This is a genomic window from Ureibacillus yapensis (assembly GCF_003515775.1).
Lineage (GTDB): Bacteria > Bacillota > Bacilli > Bacillales_A > Planococcaceae > Ureibacillus > Ureibacillus yapensis.
Genome location: NZ_QWEI01000007.1, coordinates 66,016 through 90,804, shown reverse-complemented (window position 1 = coordinate 90,804; position 24,789 = coordinate 66,016). Strand labels below are relative to the sequence as shown.

The following is a 24,789-nucleotide window of genomic DNA, read 5'->3' as shown; positions in this document are numbered from 1 at the left end:
ATACCCTTTTATTTACAAAATCAAAGAGGGATTTAGCAAGGGGGCAATAAGGAGCAGAGCATGGAAGGGAAAACAAAAAAAGATTTCGGTGCTTGACCGAAATCTTTTTTTAAAATTAGTATGCTAATCCATATAATGCTTTGATGTGTGTTAAGTAACGGATATGGCTAGCTTCTTTCATTAATGATGCAGGAAGCCCTTTTAATGGAATGTTGTTGCCGCCAACCGTTGCTACACCGTCTTTGCGTCCAAGACTTGCAAGTGTTCCGGAGTTGATTGGGTTGAACTCTTCAAGTTTTTGGCCTTCGATTGTTGCGAATAAGTTGTATCCGCAAGTTTCTCCCATTTGCCAAGCGTTTTGAGCAGTTGGCGCATATAGAGGACGGCCTCCATCCGGTGGAAGAGCGACAGAAGCATCACCCACAACGAATACGTCAGAATGAGAAGTAGAACGCAAGTATTCATCAATGATTGCTTTTCCGCGGTCACATGCAAGACCTGATTCTTGTACCAATGGCAATGCCGCAACACCGCCAGTCCAGATGAATGTATTGGATTCGATTACAGAACCGTCTTTAAGCGAGATTTTGTTGCCTTCAACGCCTGTTACAGGAAGTCCTGTCAAGAATTCCACGCCGCGTTTAGACAAGCTTTCAGAAGCGCGGGAGATTAAATCATCAGGCAATACCGGCAAGATTTTTGGACCAGCTTCAACTAGTTTGATGTTCAGGTCTTTAAAGTCAACGCCATATTTTCTGGCAACTTCAGGGAAGTGGTCAACGATTTCGCCAACTAGTTCCACACCAGTTAAACCACCGCCGCCAATAACGATAGTGCCATCAGCCGGATCTTTTGTTTTAGCAAAAGCCGCGATTTTATTTTCGATATGCGTGTAAATGCGATTCGCATCTTCAACAGATTTCAGTACGAAACTATTTTCTTCAAGGCCTGGGATGCCGAAGAAACCAGTTTGGCTTCCAAGTGCAACTACCAAGTAGTCATACTCAAGTACAGAGCCATCATTTAAGTAAACTTCTTTATTATCGACCGAGAAAGATTTTACTTCATTGATGATCACATTTACGTCTTTGTTTTTAAACAGTTTTGTTAATGGGAAAGAAATTGCGCGTTCAGTAGTTGTCCCACCCGCAAGGCGGTGCAATTCTGTAATCAGTTGGTGAGTTGGGTATTTATTCACTACTGTAACATTTGCATCTTCTTTTTTTAGATATTTACGCAACGTTAGCGCAGTGAGCAAACCACCATACCCTGCGCCTAAGATGACGATTTTTTTTGACATGATAAATCCTCCGTCCATACTAATTATATAAAGGGATATTATTTTTGATTATTATGTTGTGCTTGTACTTCTAAATATGCGTTAGCAAAACGTAGAAGTTTTTGCGTTTCAGGATTTTTCAATATTTTCAGCATACCGAAAATGCCGATTGATTCATTTGAAGCTTCAGCGCGATCTTTTGCTTCAATTGCCGTTTGGGCGATTCCTTTAACAGAACCAACAACAGGGTCGGCCATTTCTTTAATGGCACTTACTGTATCGCCTTTCAATACATCATCCGTTGCCACTAATTGTGCCAAGTCATAAGTTTTTGTTAACAAATTTACCACTTCAGTTAACTTTGGCAATTGTTCCACTAAAGTAGTTAGTGATTCTTGAACTTCAGGCTTTAATAATTGATCAAGTAGATCTTGTCTTCCTGTGTCCACAGATTGTTGAGCTTGAGTCAATTCTTCTGACATATCCAATTCTCCTTTACTTGTGCATCTTGTGCATACTAATAGGTTTGATAAATAATTCACAAATAGCTACACTATAATAATGAAATTCAGTCGAACTTCTCATTGGTGTGAAGTTTATACACTTACCATGATAAACTATATACGCTTCTAATCCTATACTTCTTTATAAAAAGATATGGGAATAAAGAAGGTCCAAAAGTTTTTTAAATAAAAACGTTTTTAAAATTACCGAAAGTGAAAACGAAATGTATAACTTTAGATGCTATTAATAGAATTATACGCCTAACTCTTCATTATTTCTAATAAATCTATATAAGACGAAATTTAATAAATGTTCTGAATTTAGTCGTGTGTTTTTGTATAATTTACGGCCCTTATTCGACAATGTCGGAAGTTTTCCCTTTTTTAAATTGCATTCTGTAATTTGTGGCCTCCTCCAATGCTTTTTCTTCCGTTGGAATACGGACGGCAAGCATGGCAAAGTTCAGTATTGTAAAAACGATCGCCGTAAAATAAGCCTGGAACATCAACGGCAGGAGCAGTATTTCAGTGCAAACCACAAAGTAGTTTGGATGGCGAATGATTTTGTAAGGCCCTTTCTTAACTACGTTCGCTCCCGGCAAAATAATGATCTTTGTATTCCAGAATGGTCCCAGGGAAGCCAGGCACCAAACTCTTAATCCCTGGACTAGAAGAAATAACATAAAGAGCCATAAAAACCAGGGAGAAATGGGTCGCTCAAAAAGCATCACTTCCGCAATTAAACTAATAAAAAAAGCAACATGCAGAGCAATCATAACAGGATAATGGGAGGCTCCCGCCTCATAGGCACCGGCAGCCAACATTCTTTTTTCATTTTTCTTGGCAATGGCCACTTCTCTGATGCGTTGCAACATTACAATTGATACAAACAGCAAAAAGAACATTATTTATCCCTCCACTGCAGTAAAACTGCCTCACCGCTAAAGCCCGGGCCCAGTGCCAGCATTAGCCCGTAGACTTTAGGAGCGGATTTCCTTTTCATGAATTGTTCCAGTACATAATGGACTGTAGGCGAAGACATATTTCCGTGATCCTGGAGAACCTCTCTTGATATAGCTGTATGCTCTTTGGTCATCATTAATGTTTCTTCATAAGCGGATAGCACTTTTTTTCCTCCAGGATGGGCAATTAAATAATCGATTTTCTCCTTTGTTAGGCTTTCTTCCCCGAGAAAGTCATCTATAAACGGACCTAGCCACTTACCAATAATGGTCGGTATATCACGCGAAAAAATAACGTGAAGTCCATCATTTTTCACGTCCCATCCCATCACATCCTCGGAATCCGGCATCCATTTCGAAGCGGTATTCACGATATAGGGGACAGGCTTCACATTTTGAAGATCAACTTGATCACCGCATACCAATAGGCAAGAAACGCCATCGGCAAAGAGGGAGGCACCCACTAAATTGCTTTTCGAATAGTCGTTTTGCTGGAAGGTCAGACTGCAAAGTTCAACGCAAACAACCAATACTTTTTCCTGGGGGTGTGCTAGACAATAATCAAAAGCGCGACTCACACCAGAAGCCCCTCCTGCACATCCAAGGCCCCAAATCGGCATTCTTTTCAGACGATCCGAAAAAGGGAGCTTATTCATAATGCGAGCATCGAGGCTTGGGGTGGAAATTCCTGTACTTGATACAAAAATAATCGCATCTATCTCACCTGGAGCGATTGCGCGGTCCAGGAATTCTGTATTGGATAGGCAAGCCTCAATCGCTTTGACGCTATAATTAACGGCTAATTCAATATACAAATTATTACGTTCTTCAAAAGTATGCTCCTCGCGATGCCATTCTAACGGGACGCAAAAATGGCGCTGCTTGATTTCACCATTTTCAAAGACTTTTAGCAGGCGTTCTAATTGTGGGATTTTATTGTCAAAGAGTTCTTTTGTTAATTGTTCAATATTTGCTTGTTCTAGCGTGTACGGAGGATTGTAAGTACTGACGGAAGCGATTTTCGGCATGGCGAAACATCCTTTTTTTGAATTATATTCCCCGTTTGTTAGCAAAGTATGCAACATGAAAAAGAAGCAAAGAAATTAAAAAAACCCAACGCGATCTTTTGGCGTTGGGTCACTTTCTAGGATTGATTGACATATAGGTGAATGGCATCTCTTAGGAATTCCGCGCCGCCTTTAACTGCTTTTTCATAGTAGGCTTTAAAGCGTTCGTCATTCACATACATATCGGCAAGCCCTTTATGCGCTTCTTTTGAATAGGATGGCCAAGTAAAGGTTAGCCATTCTTTATGCTTGTTTGCCACTTCTTGTGCAAGAGGGGATGCAGGATCTCCTGTTTGCAAAGCCTGGGGCAGAAGTTCAAGAATTTCTTCTCCCAGCTGAGTCATCTTCTCGAACTGCTCTTTGGACATGTTTTTAAATTTGGCGTTAGATTCGTTAATCGTTTTTTCGCCGTATTTTTCTCGCGTTTCCTCTCCGTATTTTGCCTCATTCTCTGCAAGTAGATTATCCTTAAACGCTTCGAATTTTTCATCATTCTTCATTTGTATTTCCCCTTTCTCGTGGGCGATTGTTTTTTTCACCATTTCAATTAATCGATCCAGGCGGTCACGTTTTCGTACAAGTTCCTGATAATGATGGGATAGAGCTTCTATGTGATTGAAGTTTGTGTCATTTATAATGGAAGCGATCGTTTCCAAATCAACATCAAGCTCCCTGAAAAAAAGAATTTGCTGCAGCCGATCGATTTCTTTTTGTCCATATATTCGGTAACCTGCACTATTTACTCGTGAAGGCTTGAGTAAATTGATTTCATCGTAGTAGCGTAATGTACGTGTGCTCACACCGGCTATGTTGGCGAATCTGCTAATCGTGTACTCCATCGTCATCCCTCCCGATAAATTCATCATACAGATTGACGCAACGTCAATGTCAACCCTATATAAATTTTTTTGCAAAGCACAATACTGTTTATGTTAAAAGGCTACCGGCATTCTTGCTTCGGGGCTGGCTTGTCTTTTGCTGAAACAAAAGCATTAGCGTTATGTATGGACATGGTTTAAGATAATCATAATGAAGAAAGAATTAACTTCATTTAGTATAAGTTTTCCAACTCATCAAATGTATGAGACTATTTATGTTATTGAAAGGTAGTAATACTGTGGAAAATAAGCAAATGCAAGTAAAACAGCCGAAGTATCAAAAAATAGCGGCCGATATTGCAGCTAAAATTGTGGAGAAAAAATATTTGGTAGGGGAGAAAATCTACGCAAGGTCTTCCTTGGCAAGCCAGTACGGTGTATCCTCGGAAACGGCCAGAAGAGCCATTGCAGTACTTCAAGATCTTGAAATCGTAGAGACGACAAAAGGCAGCGGCGTTATGATTAAATCGTATGAAAAAGCCGCGCAGTTTGCACATCAATTTTTGGAAGTACAGTCCGTCTACCAAGTGCAGCTGGAAATGCTTGAAAGCATCAAAAGGCAAAAGGCGGAATTAAGTGTGTTGGAAGAAACAACGAAAAGGCTCGTGAATCGAACGGAAAGGTTTAAATCGGTGAATCCTTTTGTTCCCTTTCAAGTGGAAATTCGCCAAGAGTCGCCCTTTATTTCCCAATCCATTGGTTCCATAAACTTTTGGCAAAATACAATGGCCACAATTGTGGGCATAAGAAAAGGGGTAGAACTTATTATTTCCCCTGGTCCTTACGCTACTTTTGAGCAAAATGACATCGTTTACTTTATTGGAAATGATGAATGCCTGGAGCGCGTACAAAACTTTTTATATCCGAATCAGTAAAGGTTATAGATACCCTTAACAAGGTGTCTATAACCTTTTTTATTAGAAAAATAAGCATAAGTCTTTTACTGGAATCATAAAATTGAAAGTTGACACAAGTAACAACCCTTTGTTAACATTAAGTTGTTGCTTTGTTGTTATCTAATAAGAAACAGAAATGGGAATTAAAGGGAAGGGGAATGGTATGGAGAAAATAAAAGTAGAACATGTTACTAAAATATTCGGTAAGCATATTGGGAGTGCCCTGAAGCTTGTCGAAGAGAATAAAAGCAAAACGGAAATATTGGAGAAAACAGGTGCCACCATTGGTGTGTATGATGCAAGTTTTACTGTAAACGAAGGTGAAATTTTCGTCATCATGGGTTTATCAGGAAGTGGCAAGTCTACGCTAGTCCGCCTATTAAATCACCTCATTGAGCCTACAAATGGAAGTATCTACATTGATGGAGAGAACATCTCACAAATGAATAAGCAGCAGCTTAGAAAAATAAGACGTGAAAAAATGAGTATGGTGTTTCAAAACTTCGGTTTATTTCCCCAACGAACAGTTCTAGCAAATACTGAATACGGATTAGAAGTGCGCGGCATTTCAAAGGAAGAACGAAGATTGAAAGCAGAAAAGGCTTTAGAAAACGCGGGATTATTACCGTATAAAGACCAGTATCCAAGTCAGCTTTCGGGTGGGATGCAGCAGCGTGTCGGGTTGGCGCGTGCCCTAGCTAACGATCCGGATATTTTACTGATGGATGAAGCTTTTTCTGCCCTCGATCCATTAATCCGTAAAGATATGCAGGATGAACTGCTGGAATTACAACAAAAAGTAAGAAAAACAATCATCTTTATTACCCATGACTTAAACGAAGCATTACGTATCGGAGACCGAATTGCCTTAATGAAGGATGGCAAAATCATTCAAATTGGTACTGGTGAAGAAATTTTGACCAATCCAGCAAATGATTACGTTAAAACCTTCTTGGAAGACGTAGACCGCTCAAAAGTAATTACGGTGGAGAATGCCATGATTCGCCCAATTACGGTAAATATTGAATTGGATGGACCCAAAGTGGCGCTGCAGCGTATGCGGGAAGAAGAAGTTAGTGTATTGCTAGCTGTAGACAAAAAGAAAGAATTTAAAGGGTATATCACAGCTGATGACGCCCTGGAAGCTTCAAAGCGCGGAGAAAAAAATGTATTAAGTTCCATAAGAACAGATATGCCAACTGTACAGCCGGATATGCTCATTCAGGATGTATTGGGAATGATCTCGGAATCCCCAACACCGATTGCCGTTGTACAGGAAAACAGATTGTTGGGTGTATTAATTCGTGGAGTGGTAATCCAGTCGCTTACTACACAACCGGAAGGGGTGACTGCACATGAGTAAAATACTAGATAGCATCCCAAGTTTGCCCGTAGCAGAGTCAGTTGAAAAGTTGATGGATTGGGTAACGGGCAATTTCTCCGCTTTGTTTGACTTTATACAAACCGGCGGCAAAAATTCGATGGACTTTATCACGGATATGCTAATTGCCATTCCTCCGGTGATTTTTATTTTACTTGTAGCAATCGCTGCATTTTTTGCAACAAGAAAGAAGTTTGGTCTTGCCATTTTCTCACTTGTTGGATTGCTGTTTATCTATAATCAAGGTTTATGGGAAGAGTTCATGAATACAATAACGCTTGTCATTTTTGCAAGTATTATTGCCATAATCATTGGTATTCCATTGGGAATCTTGATGTCAAAAAGCCAGGTTGCGGAAAACATCATCAAACCGATATTGGACTTTATGCAAACAATGCCTGGGTTCGTTTATCTGATTCCAGCGGTTGCGTTCTTTGGTATAGGTGTTGTTCCGGGTGTATTTGCATCCGTCATCTTTGCTCTGCCTCCAACGGTGCGGTTTACAAACCTGGGAATTCGCCAAGTTCCTAGAGAGTTGGTAGAGGCAGCTGACTCGTATGGCAGTACAGGGAGACAAAAACTTTTTAAAGTTGAATTGCCTTTGGCGAAATCAACAATCATGGCAGGGATCAACCAAACGGTTCTGCTTTCCTTATCGATGGTTGTCATTGCATCGATGATTGGCGCGCCTGGATTAGGCCGTGAAGTATTGTCCGCATTGCAGCGCGCACAAGTAGGGAACGGTTTTGTTGCGGGGCTTAGCCTTGTTATCTTTGCCATTATCGTGGATCGTTTAACACAAAGTTTAAATAAAAAACAATAAGGGAATAGGAGAGATTCTGATGAATTTCAAAAAGTTAAAAATGACAGGCTTGGCCCTCGGAATGGGCGCAATATTGGCTGCGTGCGGCAGTTCAGACGAAGGTCAAACTTCCGGCGATTCCAATAATTCGGCAACAAATGAAGAATCCAAAGAAGTGAATCTGGCATATGTAGAGTGGGATACTGAAGTTGCTTCAACACATGTCGTCGGCAAGGTTCTGGAAGATCTGGGGTACGATGTAAATTTAACGCCATTGGATAACGCCATCATGTGGGAAGCTGTATCCACTGGTGAAGCAGATGCCATGGTGGCCGGCTGGTTGCCAAATACGCATGGTACTCAATATGAACAGTACAAAGATAGTTTAGTAGAATTGGGAGAAAACTTGACAGGCGCTAAAATTGGGTTGGTTGTCCCTGAATATATGGATGTTGATTCGATTGATGAGCTAGCGGAAGAAGCGGATATGACCATAACAGGCATCGAATCTGGAGCGGGAGTCATGGCTGCAACAGAACAAGCTCTAACGGATTATGAAAATCTGGAAGGGTGGGAATTGCTGCCTTCATCTTCAGGAGCGATGACGGTTGCATTAGGCCAAGCAATTGCCAATGAGGAAGAGATAGTAATCACAGGTTGGTCTCCACACTGGATGTTCTCATCTTATGATCTTAAGTACCTGGAAGATCCGAAAGGCGTTTATGGTGGGGAAGAGACGATTAATACATTTGCACGCCAAGGGTTAGACGAAGATATGCCGGAAGTATACAAAGTACTTGATGCATTCAATTGGACGGTCGAAGATATTGAAAGTGTGATGCTTGAAATTAACGCCGGTACAGATCCAGCTAAAGCTGCCGCAGACTGGGTTGATGCAAATCCGGAAAAAGTGGCTGAATGGACAGAGGGTATAGAATAATTTCTCGGAAGCTTAAATTGGATTTCAAATAAATTTTATTACAGCTATTTAGAATTACTATCAGCAAAAATAAAAAAGGGAGTTATCTAAACTATGGATAACTCCTTAAATTTTAAGGAGAGCAAAATGGTAAAACTAAAATCATTTGGAATTACTCTAGGCCTTGCTGGTTCATTAATATTAGCCGGGTGTGGAAATGAAGAAGGAAATCAAGATGCAGCAGCAGAGAATGTTAGTTTAGGTGAGCAATTGGATTATACGATTACAGGTATTGAACCAGGAGCGGGAATTACTGGTCTTTCACACAAAGCTTTAGAGGAATACGAAAACTTGGAAGGTTGGGAACTTCTAGAGAGTTCAACAGCAGGTATGATAGGTTCACTGGAAGAGGCAATAAATAATGAAGAACCTATTATCGTAACAGGCTGGACGCCGCATTGGAAATTCTCGGCATATGATTTGAAATTTCTAGAAGATCCCAAAGGCATATTAGGCGGAAGTGAAAACATCAATACAATAGCAAGAAAAGGCTTAGAAGAAGACATGCCTGGCGCATACCAAATTCTTGATCGTTTCTATTGGGAAACTGCAGATATGGAAGAGGTAATGTTAAATGCACAAAAGTCTTCTTATGAGGAAGCAGCCATGAATTGGATCGAAGATAACTCCGATAAAGTTAATGAATGGACTGACGGTGTAGAGAAAGTTGATGGAGAAGAAATAGAATTAGTATCGACCCAATGGGATACAGAACTTGCTTCAGGCTATGTAATGAAGGCAGTATTGGAACAGCTGGGGTATGTGGTAACATTGACGCCGGTTGATCCAGCAATTGTATTCCAAGCAATTGCTACCGGTGAAGCGGATGCATCATTAGCACCATGGCTGCCGACGACACACGCATCTTTTTATGAACAACACAAGGAAGATATTGTGGATTTAGGCGAGAATTTGGAAGGTACGCAAAATGGCTTTGTAGTACCAGCCTATATGGACATTGATTCAATTGAAGATCTGCAGCCAAAAGAATAAAATTGGTCATATTGAAAAGGAGAATCCCCTAGTGGGAGTTCTCCTTTTTAATTGAGTATTAGATTTTACAGTCGCATTCGATTTCGAGAAAAGGTGTTTAATCCGATTATTTTAGTTTTTTGACAAATCATGCGGTTCCTCTACTTGTGGATTGAAATCGTATTCTTTTGCCTGAACCGGGAAGATTATATTGTTATAGATGTCTGGCGATTCAAGCTCCATTTGCAGCTGGGTCGATTCGAGAAATGCCGGAATTGCATTTGCTTCAATAATGTCCACAGTAAAAACCTCCGTCTTTATTAGGGATTGTTAAGACATTACCGTTATTATTTACAAAAGATATTTTTTTACACGTATAAGAGAGATTAATTTTTTAAAAAACAAAGAGGACATCATTTTTCGTGATAAAACGTGTTTAATTATGAACACTGGTTAATATTAAAATTTCTCTATAAAATCCAATGGTTGTGGAATTGAAAATTTTATGTTGGATGGTGTCACAATATATTCAAATCGTCCAACTAAATTTCCCAGGAAATTGTACATCTCCCCAAAGTTCGTTTGGATTCGACCAGTTTTACTTTTTATAAAGGTTCAAGTTGGATTGAAATTACTTGAACCTTAGCGCCATTCATCAATTATTTGATAGGAATCCAAATTTCAGAGTAGTAATCGGGACTTGAAGGATTGCCGTTTGTGTAAACTTCCAACTCGGCAGTGCCAGCCGGTTTGTAGGGATTGGACGGAAACCATTCTGAATAGATTTTTTTCCAAGTTTGCTGCATGGCATCCGGCATCGCTCCGTGAACTTCAAAAACAACCCATTTTGATGCGGGGATTTCTCTAGTTTCCAGCCCCTCCGGCACCACACCTTCATAGGCGCACGCAATCCAATAATCCATCAGACCTTCACTTTTTTGATTTTCCTCGACAATGCATACGCCAAGAATACCAGCTGCTTCACTGTTATTTAGGCCAACTAAGCGATTATTGGTTCCGTCAAGATGCGCTTCTTCCCAAAACTTTGGAATACCGCTTAAATTCTCACCGATTTGGCAATTGTAAGTTCTTTTAACTCCCACCACTTGAAAAGCATCTTTTTCGATAATTTTATAATTTATCGGTATTGCTCCTTCCAATTTAATTTGAATAACGAGGCGATTATAGGATTGAAGCGGACCCCTTTTTTTGCGTGCATCCCGCGGGGCGATTTGATGTTGTTTGCGAAAGGCCTTTGTGAATGCTTCAGGTGTTTCATAACCGTATTTATAGGCAATATCAATGATTTTATGATCCGTATTCACTAATTCTTCTGCGGCCAAAGTTAAACGCCTTCTACGTATATAATCGCCAACAGTCATATCGGTTAAAATAGAAAACGTGCGTTGAAAGTGGAAAACGGAAGAATTGCAAGCTTTGGCAACATGTTCAACGGATAAATCCTGGTTCAATAAATTTCTTTCAATATAATCAATGGCTCTTTGAAGGGATTCCACCCAACTCATAATCATCACCTCTATCGTTATCATAATTGGTAGCAAAGCCGATTTCCTGTCATCGTGTGCTTTCATTGGACAGTTTTCATGTCCGAAAGAAGCTTTCTGGAATGTTCATCCTTTTTGAACTTTGGTAGAATAAAATTACGATTATGTAATTGGGAGGCAGCTTTGTGATGATGTTAATCCTTTTCTTCTTAGTGCTGATGGGAATACTTTTTGCCATCGCGCTTTATGTATATGAGAATAGTCCATTCAGCAGATTAACAGGAAATTCCTTTAGTACAATCTGGACAGATCAAGAAATTCGTTTTTTATATAGAGTGTCTCAAAAACTTAAAAAAATCAATGGACAATATGAGGTATTATTTAATATTGCGTTTCCGCATAGCGATCGAAAAATAGATGCACTGCTCATTCTTCGGTCCGGGCTGTATATCATTGAAGCCAAAAGAATGAGGGGATGGATTTATGGGAAAGAGACAGACGTTCAGTGGGCCGAGGCATTAGAGCGTGGGGGCATGACTAAGTTTCAAAATCCTGTTGTTGAAAGCAAGCTGGAAATCATGCGGCTAAAAGACCACCTTCCTGAGGTAAGCAAGGAACTCTTTCATTCGTTGATTGTTTTCAATGACCAATGTTCTTTTAAAAATATTGAAATCCATTCCAGCGATGTTGACGTCATCAAGCTGAATGAATTACCCGAGTATTTTAGTAATATAGGCCATATAAAGGATGATTTACTGACAACAGAAGAAATGAAAGGGATTGCGAATACGTTGAAGCCCTTTATGGAAAAGAATCCAAAAGAAAAAGCTTCCGTAAATAACGTCACTTCGCTTTGAATTGCCAAAGATTATCTCATAGAATCGAGGTAGTCTTTTTTTCTTTTTCCTGAGCAATGCAGTATGTGAAGGAAGAAAGGCGATGATAATCTTCTATGAATATTACAAGCTTCCTTGTACAATATAGAAAAAGAAGTTGGGGAAGAGAAATGCGGAAAATTCATTATAGCTGGGTTGTGCTGTCGGTTACTTTTATTGCCATCATAGTAGCCGGTATTATTCGTTCCTCTTCCGGGGTGTTTATAGCTCCCTTTGAAATGGAGTTTGGATGGGAGAGGCCAACGATTTCCTTTGCTTTTGCAGTATGTCTCTTGTTATATGGTCTTTCGGGGCCGTTTATGGCTGCTTTTGTAGAAGTGTTCGGATTAAAGCGAATGATGCTTTATTCGATGGGCATCATGACGGTAGGTCTCGGTTTAACGTTTGCCATGAAGGAAGAATGGCAGTTGGTCTTGATTTGGGGCGTAATGCTTGGCATTGGTTCCGGCCTTTTCCTGACCGTCCTAAGTACACAAGTAGCCAATCGGTGGTTTGTTAAAAGAAGGGGACTTGCGGTTGGAATATTGACTGCAGCCACGGCAACGGGCCAATTAATCTTGCTGCCGGTTTTAGCCGGGATTGTAGAAAATTATTCATGGCGAATGGCTATAGGCTTAATATTTCTCCTAAGCATAATAATGCTTGTCGTAATAGGAATCTTTATGAAAAGTTGGCCGAAAGATATTAACCTTGCACCGTACGGACAGGAAGAAATGGCTGCAGAAGAGAATTCTTTCGAGGGAAGCCGCAATCCTTTTAAAATAGCCATCTCCTCATTGGTTGAAGGGGTAAGAGTAAAGGAGTTTTGGCTGCTGGCAGGCAGCTTCTTCATCTGCGGATTATCTACAAGCGGCCTCATTGGTACGCACTTTATCTCCTATTGCATCAGTTTTGGAATTCCATTGGTAACAGCGGCATCCTTATTATCCTTTATGGGGATATTTGATTTGATCGGAACAACGGTCTCAGGGTGGCTTTCCGATCGATTTGACAATCGTTGGCTATTGTTCTGGTATTACCTGTTAAGGGGAATATCGCTTGTTTTTTTACCTTTTGCATTGGCGCAAGGTTCTTATACATGGCTGGTCATTTTTTCGATTTTTTACGGACTTGACTGGATTGCAACAGTCCCACCAACCATAGGATTGGCAAGGCAGAGATTCGGGCTCCAAAAAAGTGCCATGATGTATGGCTGGATTACGGCGGCTCACCAGGTTGGAGCAGGAGTAGCGGCCTATTCGGGCGGTGTCGTTTACAAAGTCTTTGATTCTTACATGTGGGCTTTCCTTTTCGCGGGAGGTTTTTGTTTATTGGCAAGTTTGTTCGTCATTCTGATAAAGAAACAAAACTGACAATATAAAAATTGTTCCGTTTCTCATTCCAGAAGATAGATGATATGATATTTTTAGCAAATATAAAGGAGCATCAGTGTGGGCAAACTATCCAAAAGAGCGGCAAGTATAATATACATGAAAGAATATGAATCGCTGTTTTCCTGTCCGCTTTGCAAAGAAAAGATGCATGTCAGCGAGGATGGCCAAATAACATGCGGCAATCTTCATACATTTAATATTGCCAAACAAGGGTACGTGAACTTCATGATTAAACCTTCTAATTCGATGTATAGCAAGAGTTTATTTGAATCACGTCAGGAAGTTATCAATAGTGGGTTGTATAACCCGCTTCAACAAAAAATTGCAAAATCGATCGGACCTCATGTAAAGACCGTATTGGATACAGGTTGTGGAGAAGGGTCCCATTTAGAGCGAATCGGCAATTTGCTGGAACACGAGGTAGTTGGTGTCGGAATTGACATCTCCAAGGAAGGCATTCAGGCTGCTGCAAAGTTTTATGAGCACAAAATCTGGTGTGTGGGTGATTTGGCAAACAGCCCTTACCAGGAACAATCGTTTGACTGCATTTTAAATATATTATCGCCGGCAAATTACGAGGAGTTCAGCAGGCTGCTTAAACCTGGCGGGATGGTCATTAAAGTGGTTCCTCAATCGGGCTATTTGAAGGAAATACGAAAACAGGCTTTTGCGAATTCCGAGAAAGAGAGTTATAGGAATGATGGGACAGTCAATCGTTTCAAAGAACATTTTGCGAATGTCAAACAAGAACGGATTACATACACGGTTCCACTAAACACAGATCTTGTACCCAAGCTGCTTGAAATGACGCCGCTTGGCTGGCATATAGAGAAAAACGTGTCTTTCAGCAATATTACGATAGATTTGGATGTTTTAATTGGAGAAAATACAAAATAATAATGCAGGGTAAATAAAATAGAACAATATAAAAGGTAGGAATGTAGCAGTGTTATATGATTTTGGTGCAAACTTAGTTAATGTTTTTTTAACACTAAATGGCTCAAAGGCAAAAGTATTCGGGAAAGAAAACTTGCCAAAAGAAGGCGGTTATGTTATCGCATGTACCCATAATGGATATGTGGATATCTTGAACCTCGGGGTATCCTTGCATCCACGGCCAATTCATTTTATGGCGAAGAAACAATTATTTGAAGGGAAGATTCTTGGACCGCTGCTTCCTGGGTTGAATGCATTTCCTGTAGACCGGGATAATCCAGGCCCAAGTGTCATCAAGATTCCCCGCCAGCTGATAAAGGAAGGAAAAGTGGTAGGAATTTTCCCGAGCGGTACACGTTCTACTGAAAATGCGGAGTTAAAGCAAGGGGCCATTACTATTGCCCAGCTTTCAAAGGCGCCAATCGTACCGGCAGCTTATGTGGGTCCGCGCAATGTAGGAGAAGTGCTAAAACGCCAAAAAGGATATCTGATCTACGGGGAGCCTTTCAATGTGGGCGCCGGAAAAGAAGCGCGCGATGAAGCGGCAATCTTCCTCGAAAAGGAATTGTCGCGCTTAACGGAAGAGCTGAAACAAAAAATAAAGTAATCGATTGACACTTTCCTGAAAATTGGAAAGTGTTTTTTCAAAGGGAGGAACACCTTGGAGATAATTGATGTAAAGAATTTGACAGGGCGATTTGATGAAGCGGTCGATCTTTTTTGGGGATATTGGGGAACAGAAAACAACCGTCCGTTTTATGAACAATGCATGAGAAATGCACACGGTCCTGATGGAATTCCAAGTTTTCATGTTGCCGTGATAGAGGGTGAGCTTGTTGGCACCTATGCATTATTAAGAAACGATATTAATAGTAGACATGATTTGTATCCGTGGTTTGCATGTCTTTATGTAAAAGAGGAATACCGAGGAAAAGGATTAGCCTCAAAACTTCTGGGGCATGGTGTAGAACAAGCAAAAAAGCTTGGTTTCAAGACCTTGTATTTAGAAAGTAATTTAAACGGATTTTACGAAAAACTGGGATGGGTGGAAGAGGGAGTGACCTACGATCCATTCGGGAAACACGCCAAAATCTATAAAATTGGTTTGGAGGAGTAAAGATGGTACAAGTACTTTTTGTTTGTCTCGGGAATATTTGCAGATCGCCAATGGCCGAAGCGGTCATGCGTGATTTAGTAGAGAAAAAGGGACTGGAAAGCAGGATTAAGGTAGACTCTGCAGCAACAAGTTCCTGGCATATAGGAGAGCCGCCGCATAAAGGTACGCTGGCAAAATTAAAAGAAGTTGGAATTGCAACAACTGGCATGAAAGGACGCCAGCTTGCCCGGGAAGATTTCGAGGAATTCGATTATATTGTTGGGATGGATAGCAGCAATGTGCAAAACATACGTCAAATGCTTGGACAGCCGGATCATCCTAAAATTTTCAGGTTCCTGGATTTAACTGATCATCGAAAAGATGTGCCGGATCCATATTATACTGGCGATTTCCAGGAAACATACGATTTGGTCATGGAAGGATGCGCTGCATTGCTCGATAAAATTCTTGGTGATTTAGAGGAAGTTTCTTTTAGGTAAACTTCTCTCTTCTCAGGTAAATCTTTCTGAAAAAAACGGGTAATAATGAAGAAACGGTATTTTTTCAGGAGGAGACTTATGCGCATAAATGGAAGAAGAAAGAGCAGCAATGTGGAAGACCGCCGAGGAATGAGCAAGGGAGCAATCGGCGGAGGCATCGGAGGAATTGGAATTATAATCGCCATTGTTTTTGCATTTTTAAGCGGCGGCAATATGGGGGATATATTCAACCAGGTCAGCCAATTGGAAATCCAGGATGGAAGTGGTGCTGAGTACGTGCCAACAGCCGAGGAAGAGGAGCTGGCAGAGTTCGTTTCGGTTGTGCTGGCGGATACCGAGGATGTCTGGCAGCAGCTATTTGAGGAAAACGGGCTAACCTACGAAAACCCGACACTTGTCCTATTCACGGACAGCGTGCAATCGGGCTGCGGTGTTGCCGGTTCGGCTGTAGGTCCATTTTATTGTCCTGCAGACCATAAATTATATATAGATCTAAGTTTTTATAATGAGCTAAGAGATCGGTTTGGTGCACCGGGAGATTTTGCAATGGCCTATGTTGTTGCCCATGAAGTGGGGCATCATGTCCAAACTTTGCTGGGCACCTCACAGAAGGTTCATGCATTAAACGGAAAGGTGAGTCCGGCGCAATATAACAAAGCGACCGTAAAGCATGAACTGCAAGCAGACTATTATGCCGGTGTTTGGGCCAACCATGTACAGGATTTGGGGTATCTGGAAGCCGGCGATATTGAAGAAGCATTGACGGCGGCGAACGCCATTGGGGATGATACGCTTCAGCTGAGGGCAAGAGGATATGTTGTTCCCGATACTTTTACCCATGGTACAAGTGAGCAGCGAATGAGATGGTTTAAAAAAGGATTTAACACCGGAACTATTGAAGGTGGAGACACCTTTAATGCGAAGCAGCTGTAATTTTTTTCAATTCGTTGCTTCTTGCATCTTTTTCTTTCGTGATAGAATGGTGTATAATATTACAGTCTTGTTTACTTTATAGGGTTATGGGAGCTCTAGCTTTCAGACCTTTATTTTAATATATGCATATTATCGAAAGAGAGTGGAACTAATGGGTCGTAAATGGAATAATATTAAAGATAAAAAAGCCGAAAAAGACAAAAATACCAGTCGTATTTATGCAAAATTCGGTACGGAAATCTATGTGGCAGCCAAAAAAGGCGAACCGGATCCAGAATCAAATACAGCATTGAAACAAGTATTGGAACGTGCGAAAACTTATAACGTCCCAAAACATATCATCGACAAAGCGATCGATAAAGCGAAGGGTGCAGGCGGGGAAGATTACGATGAGCTGCGCTATGAAGGATTTGGCGTAGGCGGAACGATGGTCATCGTGGATGCATTAACAAACAATGTAAACCGTACAGCATCGGATGTACGCGCGGCTTTCGGCAAAAATGGCGGAAATATGGGCGTAACAGGTTCTGTTTCATATATGTTCGACTCAACAGCGGTATTCGGGATTGAAGGGAAAACGGCTGACGAGGTATTGGAACTATTATTGGAAGCAGACGTGGATGCGCGCGATGTTTTTGAAGAAGAAGGTACAACGATTGTGTATGCTGAACCAGATCAGTTCCATGCGGCACAGGAAGCCTTTAAAACAGCTGGCATTACCGAATTTACGGTGGCGGAGTTAACGATGCTCCCACAAACGGAAGTATCTTTATCGGAAGAAGATAAAGCAAAATTCGAAAAAATGGTCGATGCGCTAGAAGACCTGGACGATGTTCAACGCGTCTACCACAATGCGGATCTTGGCGAGTAAACCCATAAAAACATTATTGCAGAAAACCCGGCAGTGTCTATCGCTGCCGGGTTTTTATGTGCTTAATTTCCATTTTTTAATTAGTTATACAATTTTGCTGTCCAACATGCTTTTCTCTATTGAAATGCGGAGTAATTTGCCGATATATGGAATTGGATAGAACATAACGGTAAAGGAGTCCTCGTAAGTGAATAAAGAAAAAAAGTTATCCAGACAGATTCTTTCAATTATTGCAGTCATTTTTATTCTTCTAATGGGTATATACGTTTTTTCGATGCATTATAATTCCAAAGAATCCGTTAAGGAAACGATTGGGGAAAGAACGGTTGAAATAGCCGAGAATATGATCAATTTCATCGATGTGGAACAATATAAAGAGTTGGCTGAAAATCCCGTGGAAGATGAGCTGTATTGGGAACTAAGAGATCAATTAAATGAACTGAGGGAGATCAATGGCGTTTTGTATGCCTATACCTATGCAGTTCCAAAAGAAGGAGAAGACGTTACGTTTTTAGTAGATGGGATGCCGGCAGATGACACCGAAAATGCCGCTGCTTTAGGTGAAACTTCGGGTTCCACAACTTATGAACATCTCCAAAATGTACTAAATGATGGTTTCTATTATTCGGATTTATTAAGCAGTGATTTCGGCGAATATATCTCGGGTACAATTCCAATGAAAGATGCCAATGGTGAAGTGGTTGCTTTTTTGGGAGTTGATATTGATGCTTCTTATGTCGATGAAGTTAGTTCAAACGTTGCAAGTAACATTGTTCCGAAAGTTAGCATTGGCTTCTTGATTATTGTAATCATCGGATTGTATTTGACATATCGCTATTTAAATAACTCGTTAAGACCGCTGCAGGTGTTAAAAATGGCTTCGGAGCAATTAGCCGATGGAGATTTAAAAGGAGTAAACGAATCCCTCTCTTCCCTGGAGTTGAAAAATCGAAATGAAATCGCATTATTCGTACAAACATTCTCCAAAGCGCTTCATAGTTTAACAAATTCCTTATCGAACTTACATACAAAATCTAAAAATTTAGAGCATGCTGTAACAGATATAGAGCGTGCTGCCGTTGGAGTAGGGGAATCCAACCAGATTATTGTTTCAAGTATTATCGATATTGCTTCGAGCAGTGAGGAACAGGAAGCGAGCAACAATGAAGTAACTCAAGCAATGACGGAAATGTCTGCAGGTATTCAGCGATTGGCTGATACAACATCGGGAATGGCAGAAGCTTCATCCGATATGAATAACTTGGTGGAAATTAGTGTGGATGATGCCAAAAACGTTGTCTCCCAAATTCAAAACGTTGAGAATTCCGTTTTGCATACAGAAGAATATGTGCGTGAAATGGGAGAAAAGTTCAAGTCTATTCGTGAGATGGTAATGGTTATTACAAACATTGCGGATCAAACAAACCTATTGGCTTTGAATGCGGCAATCGAAGCTGCACGTGCTGGGGAGGCCGGAAAAGGGTTTGCGGTTGTGGCGGATGAAGTTCGTAAACTTGCGGAAATGTCCAGAAGCTCTGCGAATGAAATACAAAGCTACCTGGATAACTTCTTGTTAATTAGCGATAAAGCGCTGGAGGAAATGCGGAAAAGTTCCGAAGAAGTAAAGGTAGGCACAAGAGCTGTTATGGACATTGGGGACAAGCTGCATCAAATTTTAACCGTAGTTGAGGATGTAAACGCTAAAATTCAAGATGATTCAGCGGTTATTGAGCAAATGTCTGCAAGTTCCGAGGAAATCCTGGCACAAACAGAAGCGATGAACAAGCTTGTAATGGACACAACAGGCCAAACAAATGAAGTAGCCAGTTCTTCGGATGTTCAAGTAGAGATGGTTCACCAATTGGAGGAAGTTGTGAAGCTGCTTGATGCCACATCCAAAGAGATGATTGAAGAAATAAATAAATTTAAATATTAGACATCATAAAATGCGCATTCATCATCTTGCATGGTGTATGCGCTTTTTTATTTCCTCCGCTTTAATAGAGTTGCCAAAAGGTAGGTTAAACACAGAAAGAGCGCTTTCAAGCAGAAAGTTATTTCAAAACTATTAAAAAGGTGCTATATAATTTGTAAAATGTGGTATAAAATTGTAGGAAAAGAGGCATCTAGAAGGGGTGGGGTTTATTGAAGAATTCAATAAGGGGAAAACTATTTTTGCATTCTTTTATACTATTGCTGGTACCAACCATTGTAATTGGGCTAGTTAGTTATTTTGAAGCTAAAAATAGTATGGATGATTTAGGGGAACAAGTTATAAAAAATAGTGTGGAATCAGCCATGCAATTGATTGATTCCGTTAACAATGAAGTGGAGAATGGGGCACTTTCACTTGAAGAAGCGCAAGAACAAGTGAAATCCACTTTAATTGGACCCAGAAATGAAGATGGTACACGTAAAATCTCTTATCCAGGCGACCTTGGGGAAAATGGATATATCTATATTTTAGGGCATGACGGAACCTTGCTTGGGCATCCCACTAGAGAAGGGGACAGCCTTTGGAATGACCAAGACAGCTCGGGGCAGTATTTTATTCGGGAAGTTAAAGATAGGGCATTGGAAGGTGGGGGATTTACCTACTATGAATTCGAACTTCCTGGACAGGATGTTGTTGCACCCAAGCTCATTTATTCCAAAGTTGATCCAAATTGGAACTGGATTGTCGCATCGGGTACATACACTCAAGACTTTAATGCACCGGCGAATGATTTATTAACCGTGATCATCATTACACTTGTGGCATCCATATTGATCGGTGCCTTGGTAACCATCGCATTTTCAAGGCATCTAGCATTTCCGTTAATAAGATTATCGAAGAGGGTTCGTGAAGTAGCAAAAGGCAATTTAACGGTGGAAATTGAGGAATTGCCGCGGAAAGATGAAGTCGGACATTTGAATAATGGGTTTAATGATATGGTTCAGCAGCTCAAAAATGTCATTACAGGGGTTGAATCTACCATTGTCGAAATTCAAACGACCTCTTCAAATCTTTCGGCCGTAGCGGAAGAAACAACCGCATATGGTGAAGACATCGTAAAAGCAGTTTCTGAGGTAGCAAATGGCGCGACACAGCAAGCATCAGATGCAGAAGAAACCAACCAAACCACCATCGAATTGGCAAGAGAAATTGAAATGCTTCATGAGCAGAACGAATCCATGCTGCAATCTTCCAAAGCCATGAAGTCCTCAAATGAACAAGGGCTTGAAAACCTTTCAATATTAAAAGAACGTTCAAATGACTCATATGAATTAATCATGAAAGTTCAAACGGTCATCGATAGTTTAATCTTAAAAGTGAGGGAAATAGAAGGAATCGTTGGAACCATTAATGAAATATCCAATCAGACGAACTTGCTTGCATTAAATGCTTCAATCGAGGCAGCCAGAGCCGGGGAACATGGGAAAGGATTTGCTGTGGTGGCTGAAGAAGTTCGAAAGTTGGCAGACCAAACGAATGCAGCAACGGAATTGGTTCGCAACACGTTGCGCGGGATCGTCAACGAAACAGATATTGTGACAAGTGAAATGTCACGGACAAATTCGATTGTTCAAGATCAAAATAAATCAGTTTCGGAAACGGAAAGCTCCTTTAAAGAAATCGACTCCGCTGTGGAACATATCATTCAAACAATCGAAGTGGTTACGGCGGGTGTCAACCAATTGAATCGTTCCAAGGATGCCATGACACTTGCCATCAAAAATATAGCGCAAATCAGCGAACGCAATGCTGCTGCGACAGAAGAAGTAACAGCTTCAGTCGAAGAACAGCAAAAAGCGATTGGGCTTGTTGCCGAGGCGTCCAGTGACTTATCGGAAGAAATTGCAGCACTTCAAGATTCAATCCAGCAATTTACGGTAAGGTAGGAATAGTGCTGGGGGACCCTAAAAGGCTTGTTTTTCTAGTCGATTCATTATCGGAATAGTTGTGCTATAGAGTATAATCATTAATAATGATAGTATCATTTCGATATCCGAAAAATTAGAGAGGTGTGCGAGAATGATTACATTTAAAGATTATGAATATAAAAGGCCAAATCTCGAGGAGCTGAAAGTGAAGGTCAGAGAGCTCATTAAACAGTTTAAAGAGTCAGATTCAGTTGAGAAACAAAGTGAATCAATTGAAAAGATTAATAGCTGCCGCAATGACTTTTCCACACAAGCCAATATTGTCTATATTCGCGCTTCGATTGATACAAATGATGAATTCTATCAAAAGGAAAGAGATTATTTGGATGAAGTAGAGCCGCAATTTGAAGAACTTCTCTTTGAATATTATCAAGAACTTGTAAAGTCGCCTTTCAGAACGCAATTGGAGGATAAATGGGGAACGCAGCTATTCGCATTAGCCGAAAATCAAATTAAAGCCTTTTCTCCTGAAGTAATAGAGTTAATGCAACAGGAAAACAAACTTGTTTCCGAATACAACAAGCTTGTCGCTTCCGCCCAAATTGAATTTGACGGCAAAACATTGACGCTTGCACAGCTTGCTCCATATGGAGAATCAACGGATCGCGAAGTCCGCAAAAACGCGATGATTGCACGCTTTGATTTCTTTAGTGAAAATGGCGGGAAGTTTGATGAAATTTTTGATAAGTTAGTAAAGCTCCGCCATAAGATCGCAACCACTTTAGGGTATAAAAACTATGTTGAATTGGGCTATGTCAATATGAATCGGATTGATTATAATGCCGAAATGGTTGCAAATTACCGCAACCAAGTACAAAAGCTAATTGTACCGATTGCGACGAAGCTATATGAACGACAAGCTAGACGCATTGGAATTAATGATTTTAAGTACTACGATGAAGGATTGAACTACCTGTCGGGAAATGCAAAGCCAAAAGGGGAGCCGGAATGGATTGTGGCAAACGGGTTAAAAATGTATGAAGAACTGTCTGCTGAAACAGGCGAATTTTTCAATTACATGATTGACCGTGAGCTAATGGACCTGGTCGCGAAAAAAGGAAAAGAAAGCGGCGGCTATTGTACATTTATCGAAAATTATGATTCACCATTTATTTTCTCCAACTTTAATGGAACTTCCGGTGATATCGATGTGCTGACACATGAAGCGGGCCACGCTTTCCAGGTCTACTCAAGCCGCAGCATCGGGATTCCGGAATATTTATGGCCAACCTATGAATCTGCCGAAATCCATTCCATGAGCATGGAATTTTTCACATGGCCTTGGATGGAGCTCTTCTTTAAAGAAGAAACAGACAAATATAAATTCTCCCACCTAAGCAACGCCTTGCAGTTCTTGCCATATGGTGTGGCCGTGGATGAGTTCCAGCATGTGGTATATGAAAAAACATCAATGACACCTGATGAGCGCAAACGAGCTTGGAAAGAAATTGAAAAGAAGTATTTGCCGCACCGTGATTATGATGGCTATGAATATTTAGAAGCGGGCGGTTTCTGGCAACGACAAGGCCATATTTATGCTAGTCCATTCTATTATATCGACTATACGCTGGCTCAAGTCTGTGCTTTCCAATTCTGGAAGCGTTCAAGAGAAGACTTTGAGGGAGCATGGAAAGACTATATTCATCTATGTCAGTTGGGTGGATCGTTATCCTTTACGAAGCTTGTAAAAGAGGCGGGGCTAATTTCTCCGTTCGAAGATGGCTGCCTTGCATCCGTCATCGATGCGATTGAAGATTATTTAAATTCTGTCGACGATGCAAAGTACTGAGTGCAAATCTCCCGGGATAAAAATTCCGGGAGGTTTTTTATATACGTATATGCTTGCAAACATGTAAAATGAAAATTAGTTATAGTTGAATAGGAAATAGTTAACAAAGGAATAATGTGGTAAGAGGTGAGCTCAGGAGTGACCAAGAAAGTATGGTTCCAGGCGGGAATCGGAACAATCATTGTACTATTAATAATTAAATATGCGATTGAAATACACTGGATTTTGAATCCAATCTTTATTATCATTACCACCATTTTCATCCCATTGCTGCTTGGTGGCGTGCTTTATTATATTTCCGAACCGCTGCAAAGATGGATGGAGAAAAAAGGCGTCCCCAGATGGGCAAGCATCTCGACCATTGTCCTATTGCTGGCAGGCATTGTGACAGGCATTTTGCTTTTAATCGGCAACCCGATCTTGAATCAGGTGAATAATTTAGTGGAAAATGCACCTTATATTGAGGATAAAATTATGGATGCCGCCGACTTCGTATTGGAAAACAAAGACAATTTACCGCCTCAAGTGGAGAATTTTATCGACTCCGTTTCTACATCCATTCAAGATGTAGCAATGAAAGGGAGCAAATTTATTGTAAGTTTTGTGAGCGGAACTGTGACGGCAACATTTACGTTAATCCTCGTTCCCTTTTTCTTTATCTACATGCTGAAAGATCATGAAAAGTTTGCACCGAACATATACAATATTTTTAGTGGTGAAAGACGCACTTGGGTAAAAAATACATTGGCGGATATCGATGAAGTTTTGCGAAACTATGTGCAAGGACAAGTGTTAATTAGTTTTATCTTGGCCAGCATGATGTATATTGGATATTTGATCATCGGTTTGGAATACTCGTTATTGCTTGCGATTTTTGCATTTTTCATGAACATGATTCCGTTTATAGGTCCGTGGATCTCTTTGGCTCCGGCACTTGTTGTTGCCATTATACAAGACCCGATTTTGGTTGTTTGGGTGGCTGTGATTACTTTAGTTGCCCAACAGCTTGAAAGCAACTTGATTACCCCGAATATTATGGGGAAATCACTGGACGTTCACCCATTAACGGTCATCACCATTGTATTGGCTGCAGGAAATATCGGCGGATTTCTCTTTATTATCATCGCCATTCCTACGTATGCAGTGATCAAAGTAATTGTGAAGAACATTTATGAAGAACGGAAAAAGATAAAAGAGGCTGCCACCAAAACAGTTTGACAGATTTGAAGCAAGCGCAGTATGCCATA

The 24,789-nt window shown here is 40.7% G+C and carries 24 protein-coding genes; 17 read left to right on the top strand and 7 right to left on the bottom strand.

What is annotated here, in order from left to right; all coding sequences use genetic code 11:
- Positions 1 to 115: 115 nt before the first annotated feature.
- From D1B33_RS13005 to D1B33_RS12985, 5 genes are all read right to left on the bottom strand, one after another.
- The gene (locus tag D1B33_RS13005; RefSeq protein WP_118876835.1) at positions 116 to 1,300 is read right to left on the bottom strand and encodes an NAD(P)/FAD-dependent oxidoreductase; all 1,185 of its coding nucleotides are present in this window, start codon (positions 1,298 to 1,300) and stop codon (positions 116 to 118) included.
- A 38-nt stretch (positions 1,301 to 1,338) separates the two neighbouring features.
- The gene (locus tag D1B33_RS13000) at positions 1,339 to 1,761 is read right to left on the bottom strand and encodes a helical membrane plugin domain-containing protein (protein ID WP_118876834.1); all 423 of its coding nucleotides are present in this window, start codon (positions 1,759 to 1,761) and stop codon (positions 1,339 to 1,341) included.
- Positions 1,762 to 2,135: 374 nt separating this feature from the next.
- Complete coding sequence (locus tag D1B33_RS12995) at positions 2,136 to 2,687, bottom strand: isoprenylcysteine carboxyl methyltransferase family protein (protein ID WP_158582975.1); 552 nt, start codon at positions 2,685 to 2,687, stop codon at positions 2,136 to 2,138.
- Positions 2,687 to 3,772: a type III polyketide synthase gene (locus D1B33_RS12990; protein ID WP_118876832.1), complete on the bottom strand. Its 1,086-nt coding sequence runs from the start codon at positions 3,770 to 3,772 to the stop codon at positions 2,687 to 2,689. Before D1B33_RS12990 ends, D1B33_RS12995 begins: the two co-directional genes overlap by 1 nt.
- A 116-nt stretch (positions 3,773 to 3,888) precedes the next feature.
- Entirely contained in the window at positions 3,889 to 4,650 is a 762-nt protein-coding gene (locus D1B33_RS12985; protein ID WP_118876831.1) for a MerR family transcriptional regulator, read from the bottom strand.
- Between the two features lie 278 nt (positions 4,651 to 4,928).
- Between D1B33_RS12985 and D1B33_RS12980 the strand changes: the two genes are divergently transcribed.
- The 5 genes from D1B33_RS12980 to D1B33_RS12960 all read left to right on the top strand — a co-directional run bounded on the left by D1B33_RS12980 (position 4,929) and on the right by D1B33_RS12960 (position 9,740).
- Positions 4,929 to 5,564: a GntR family transcriptional regulator gene (locus D1B33_RS12980; RefSeq protein WP_233549479.1), complete on the top strand. Its 636-nt coding sequence runs from the start codon at positions 4,929 to 4,931 to the stop codon at positions 5,562 to 5,564.
- Between the two features lie 184 nt (positions 5,565 to 5,748).
- Positions 5,749 to 6,948, top strand: a complete 1,200-nt coding sequence (locus D1B33_RS12975; RefSeq protein WP_118876829.1) for a quaternary amine ABC transporter ATP-binding protein — start codon at positions 5,749 to 5,751, stop codon at positions 6,946 to 6,948.
- Positions 6,941 to 7,789, top strand: a complete 849-nt coding sequence (locus D1B33_RS12970; RefSeq protein WP_118876828.1) for an ABC transporter permease — start codon at positions 6,941 to 6,943, stop codon at positions 7,787 to 7,789. The genes D1B33_RS12975 and D1B33_RS12970 overlap by 8 nt, the downstream gene beginning before the upstream one ends.
- A gap of 19 nt (positions 7,790 to 7,808) precedes the next feature.
- On the top strand, positions 7,809 to 8,708 hold the full coding sequence (locus tag D1B33_RS12965; RefSeq protein WP_118876827.1) for a glycine betaine ABC transporter substrate-binding protein: 900 nt from the start codon (positions 7,809 to 7,811) through the stop codon (positions 8,706 to 8,708).
- Positions 8,709 to 8,834: 126 nt separating this feature from the next.
- Positions 8,835 to 9,740 (top strand): glycine betaine ABC transporter substrate-binding protein, encoded by a 906-nt coding sequence (locus tag D1B33_RS12960; RefSeq protein WP_118876826.1) that lies wholly within the window; start codon positions 8,835 to 8,837, stop codon positions 9,738 to 9,740.
- A 111-nt stretch (positions 9,741 to 9,851) separates the two neighbouring features.
- Here the strand turns inward: D1B33_RS12960 and D1B33_RS18480 are convergent, their stop codons facing one another.
- Together D1B33_RS18480 and D1B33_RS12955 are read right to left on the bottom strand one after the other, a co-directional pair.
- The gene (locus D1B33_RS18480) at positions 9,852 to 10,019 is read right to left on the bottom strand and encodes a hypothetical protein (RefSeq protein ID WP_158582974.1); all 168 of its coding nucleotides are present in this window, start codon (positions 10,017 to 10,019) and stop codon (positions 9,852 to 9,854) included.
- Positions 10,020 to 10,378: 359 nt separating this feature from the next.
- The gene (locus D1B33_RS12955; protein ID WP_118876825.1) at positions 10,379 to 11,245 is read right to left on the bottom strand and encodes an AraC family transcriptional regulator; all 867 of its coding nucleotides are present in this window, start codon (positions 11,243 to 11,245) and stop codon (positions 10,379 to 10,381) included.
- Between the two features lie 167 nt (positions 11,246 to 11,412).
- On the opposite strand from D1B33_RS12955, the gene D1B33_RS12950 reads away from it, so the two are divergent.
- From D1B33_RS12950 to D1B33_RS12895, 12 genes are all read left to right on the top strand, one after another.
- Entirely contained in the window at positions 11,413 to 12,081 is a 669-nt protein-coding gene (locus D1B33_RS12950) for a nuclease-related domain-containing protein (RefSeq protein WP_118876824.1), read from the top strand.
- Positions 12,082 to 12,230: 149 nt separating this feature from the next.
- The gene (locus tag D1B33_RS12945) at positions 12,231 to 13,472 is read left to right on the top strand and encodes an MFS transporter (protein WP_118876823.1); all 1,242 of its coding nucleotides are present in this window, start codon (positions 12,231 to 12,233) and stop codon (positions 13,470 to 13,472) included.
- A gap of 78 nt (positions 13,473 to 13,550) precedes the next feature.
- Complete coding sequence (locus D1B33_RS12940) at positions 13,551 to 14,390, top strand: methyltransferase domain-containing protein (RefSeq protein WP_118876822.1); 840 nt, start codon at positions 13,551 to 13,553, stop codon at positions 14,388 to 14,390.
- Between the two features lie 49 nt (positions 14,391 to 14,439).
- Positions 14,440 to 15,036 (top strand): lysophospholipid acyltransferase family protein, encoded by a 597-nt coding sequence (locus D1B33_RS12935; protein WP_118876821.1) that lies wholly within the window; start codon positions 14,440 to 14,442, stop codon positions 15,034 to 15,036.
- A 54-nt stretch (positions 15,037 to 15,090) separates the two neighbouring features.
- A complete protein-coding gene (locus tag D1B33_RS12930) occupies positions 15,091 to 15,546 on the top strand; it encodes a GNAT family N-acetyltransferase (protein WP_118876820.1) in 456 nt (151 codons plus the stop codon).
- 2 nt (positions 15,547 to 15,548) lie between these two features.
- A complete protein-coding gene (locus D1B33_RS12925) occupies positions 15,549 to 16,025 on the top strand; it encodes a low molecular weight protein-tyrosine-phosphatase (protein ID WP_118876819.1) in 477 nt (158 codons plus the stop codon).
- Between the two features lie 78 nt (positions 16,026 to 16,103).
- A complete protein-coding gene (gene ypfJ / locus D1B33_RS12920; RefSeq protein WP_118876818.1) occupies positions 16,104 to 16,958 on the top strand; it encodes a KPN_02809 family neutral zinc metallopeptidase in 855 nt (284 codons plus the stop codon).
- A 151-nt stretch (positions 16,959 to 17,109) separates the two neighbouring features.
- Positions 17,110 to 17,829: a YebC/PmpR family DNA-binding transcriptional regulator gene (locus tag D1B33_RS12915; protein ID WP_118876817.1), complete on the top strand. Its 720-nt coding sequence runs from the start codon at positions 17,110 to 17,112 to the stop codon at positions 17,827 to 17,829.
- Positions 17,830 to 18,016: 187 nt separating this feature from the next.
- The gene (locus tag D1B33_RS12910; RefSeq protein WP_233549478.1) at positions 18,017 to 19,765 is read left to right on the top strand and encodes a methyl-accepting chemotaxis protein; all 1,749 of its coding nucleotides are present in this window, start codon (positions 18,017 to 18,019) and stop codon (positions 19,763 to 19,765) included.
- 209 nt (positions 19,766 to 19,974) lie between these two features.
- Positions 19,975 to 21,711 carry a methyl-accepting chemotaxis protein gene (locus D1B33_RS12905; RefSeq protein WP_118876816.1) on the top strand — a complete coding sequence of 579 codons (1,737 nt, stop codon included), beginning with the start codon at positions 19,975 to 19,977 and terminating at the stop codon, positions 21,709 to 21,711.
- Between the two features lie 133 nt (positions 21,712 to 21,844).
- A complete protein-coding gene (locus tag D1B33_RS12900) occupies positions 21,845 to 23,542 on the top strand; it encodes a M3 family oligoendopeptidase (RefSeq protein ID WP_118876815.1) in 1,698 nt (565 codons plus the stop codon).
- Positions 23,543 to 23,680: 138 nt separating this feature from the next.
- Positions 23,681 to 24,760 carry an AI-2E family transporter gene (locus D1B33_RS12895; protein ID WP_118876814.1) on the top strand — a complete coding sequence of 360 codons (1,080 nt, stop codon included), beginning with the start codon at positions 23,681 to 23,683 and terminating at the stop codon, positions 24,758 to 24,760.
- The last annotated feature ends 29 nt before the right edge of the window (positions 24,761 to 24,789 follow it).

What these genes read in the sequence shown, in the direction of transcription:
- D1B33_RS12970 (WP_118876828.1), top strand. Translation starts at nt 6,941, where the DNA reads ATGAGTAAAATACTAGATAGCATCCCAAGTTTGCCCGTAGCAGAGTCA.
- D1B33_RS12990 (WP_118876832.1), bottom strand. Translation starts at nt 3,772, where the DNA reads ATGCCGAAAATCGCTTCCGTCAGTACTTACAATCCTCCGTACACGCTA.
- ypfJ (WP_118876818.1), top strand. Translation starts at nt 16,104, where the DNA reads ATGCGCATAAATGGAAGAAGAAAGAGCAGCAATGTGGAAGACCGCCGA.
- D1B33_RS12900 (WP_118876815.1), top strand. Translation starts at nt 21,845, where the DNA reads ATGATTACATTTAAAGATTATGAATATAAAAGGCCAAATCTCGAGGAG.
- D1B33_RS12950 (WP_118876824.1), top strand. Translation starts at nt 11,413, where the DNA reads ATGATGTTAATCCTTTTCTTCTTAGTGCTGATGGGAATACTTTTTGCC.
- D1B33_RS12960 (WP_118876826.1), top strand. Translation starts at nt 8,835, where the DNA reads ATGGTAAAACTAAAATCATTTGGAATTACTCTAGGCCTTGCTGGTTCA.
- D1B33_RS12965 (WP_118876827.1), top strand. Translation starts at nt 7,809, where the DNA reads ATGAATTTCAAAAAGTTAAAAATGACAGGCTTGGCCCTCGGAATGGGC.
- D1B33_RS13000 (WP_118876834.1), bottom strand. Translation starts at nt 1,761, where the DNA reads ATGTCAGAAGAATTGACTCAAGCTCAACAATCTGTGGACACAGGAAGA.
- D1B33_RS12945 (WP_118876823.1), top strand. Translation starts at nt 12,231, where the DNA reads ATGCGGAAAATTCATTATAGCTGGGTTGTGCTGTCGGTTACTTTTATT.
- D1B33_RS13005 (WP_118876835.1), bottom strand. Translation starts at nt 1,300, where the DNA reads ATGTCAAAAAAAATCGTCATCTTAGGCGCAGGGTATGGTGGTTTGCTC.
- D1B33_RS12995 (WP_158582975.1), bottom strand. Translation starts at nt 2,687, where the DNA reads ATGTTCTTTTTGCTGTTTGTATCAATTGTAATGTTGCAACGCATCAGA.
- D1B33_RS12985 (WP_118876831.1), bottom strand. Translation starts at nt 4,650, where the DNA reads ATGGAGTACACGATTAGCAGATTCGCCAACATAGCCGGTGTGAGCACA.
- D1B33_RS12955 (WP_118876825.1), bottom strand. Translation starts at nt 11,245, where the DNA reads ATGAGTTGGGTGGAATCCCTTCAAAGAGCCATTGATTATATTGAAAGA.
- D1B33_RS12975 (WP_118876829.1), top strand. Translation starts at nt 5,749, where the DNA reads ATGGAGAAAATAAAAGTAGAACATGTTACTAAAATATTCGGTAAGCAT.
- D1B33_RS12925 (WP_118876819.1), top strand. Translation starts at nt 15,549, where the DNA reads ATGGTACAAGTACTTTTTGTTTGTCTCGGGAATATTTGCAGATCGCCA.
- D1B33_RS12915 (WP_118876817.1), top strand. Translation starts at nt 17,110, where the DNA reads ATGGGTCGTAAATGGAATAATATTAAAGATAAAAAAGCCGAAAAAGAC.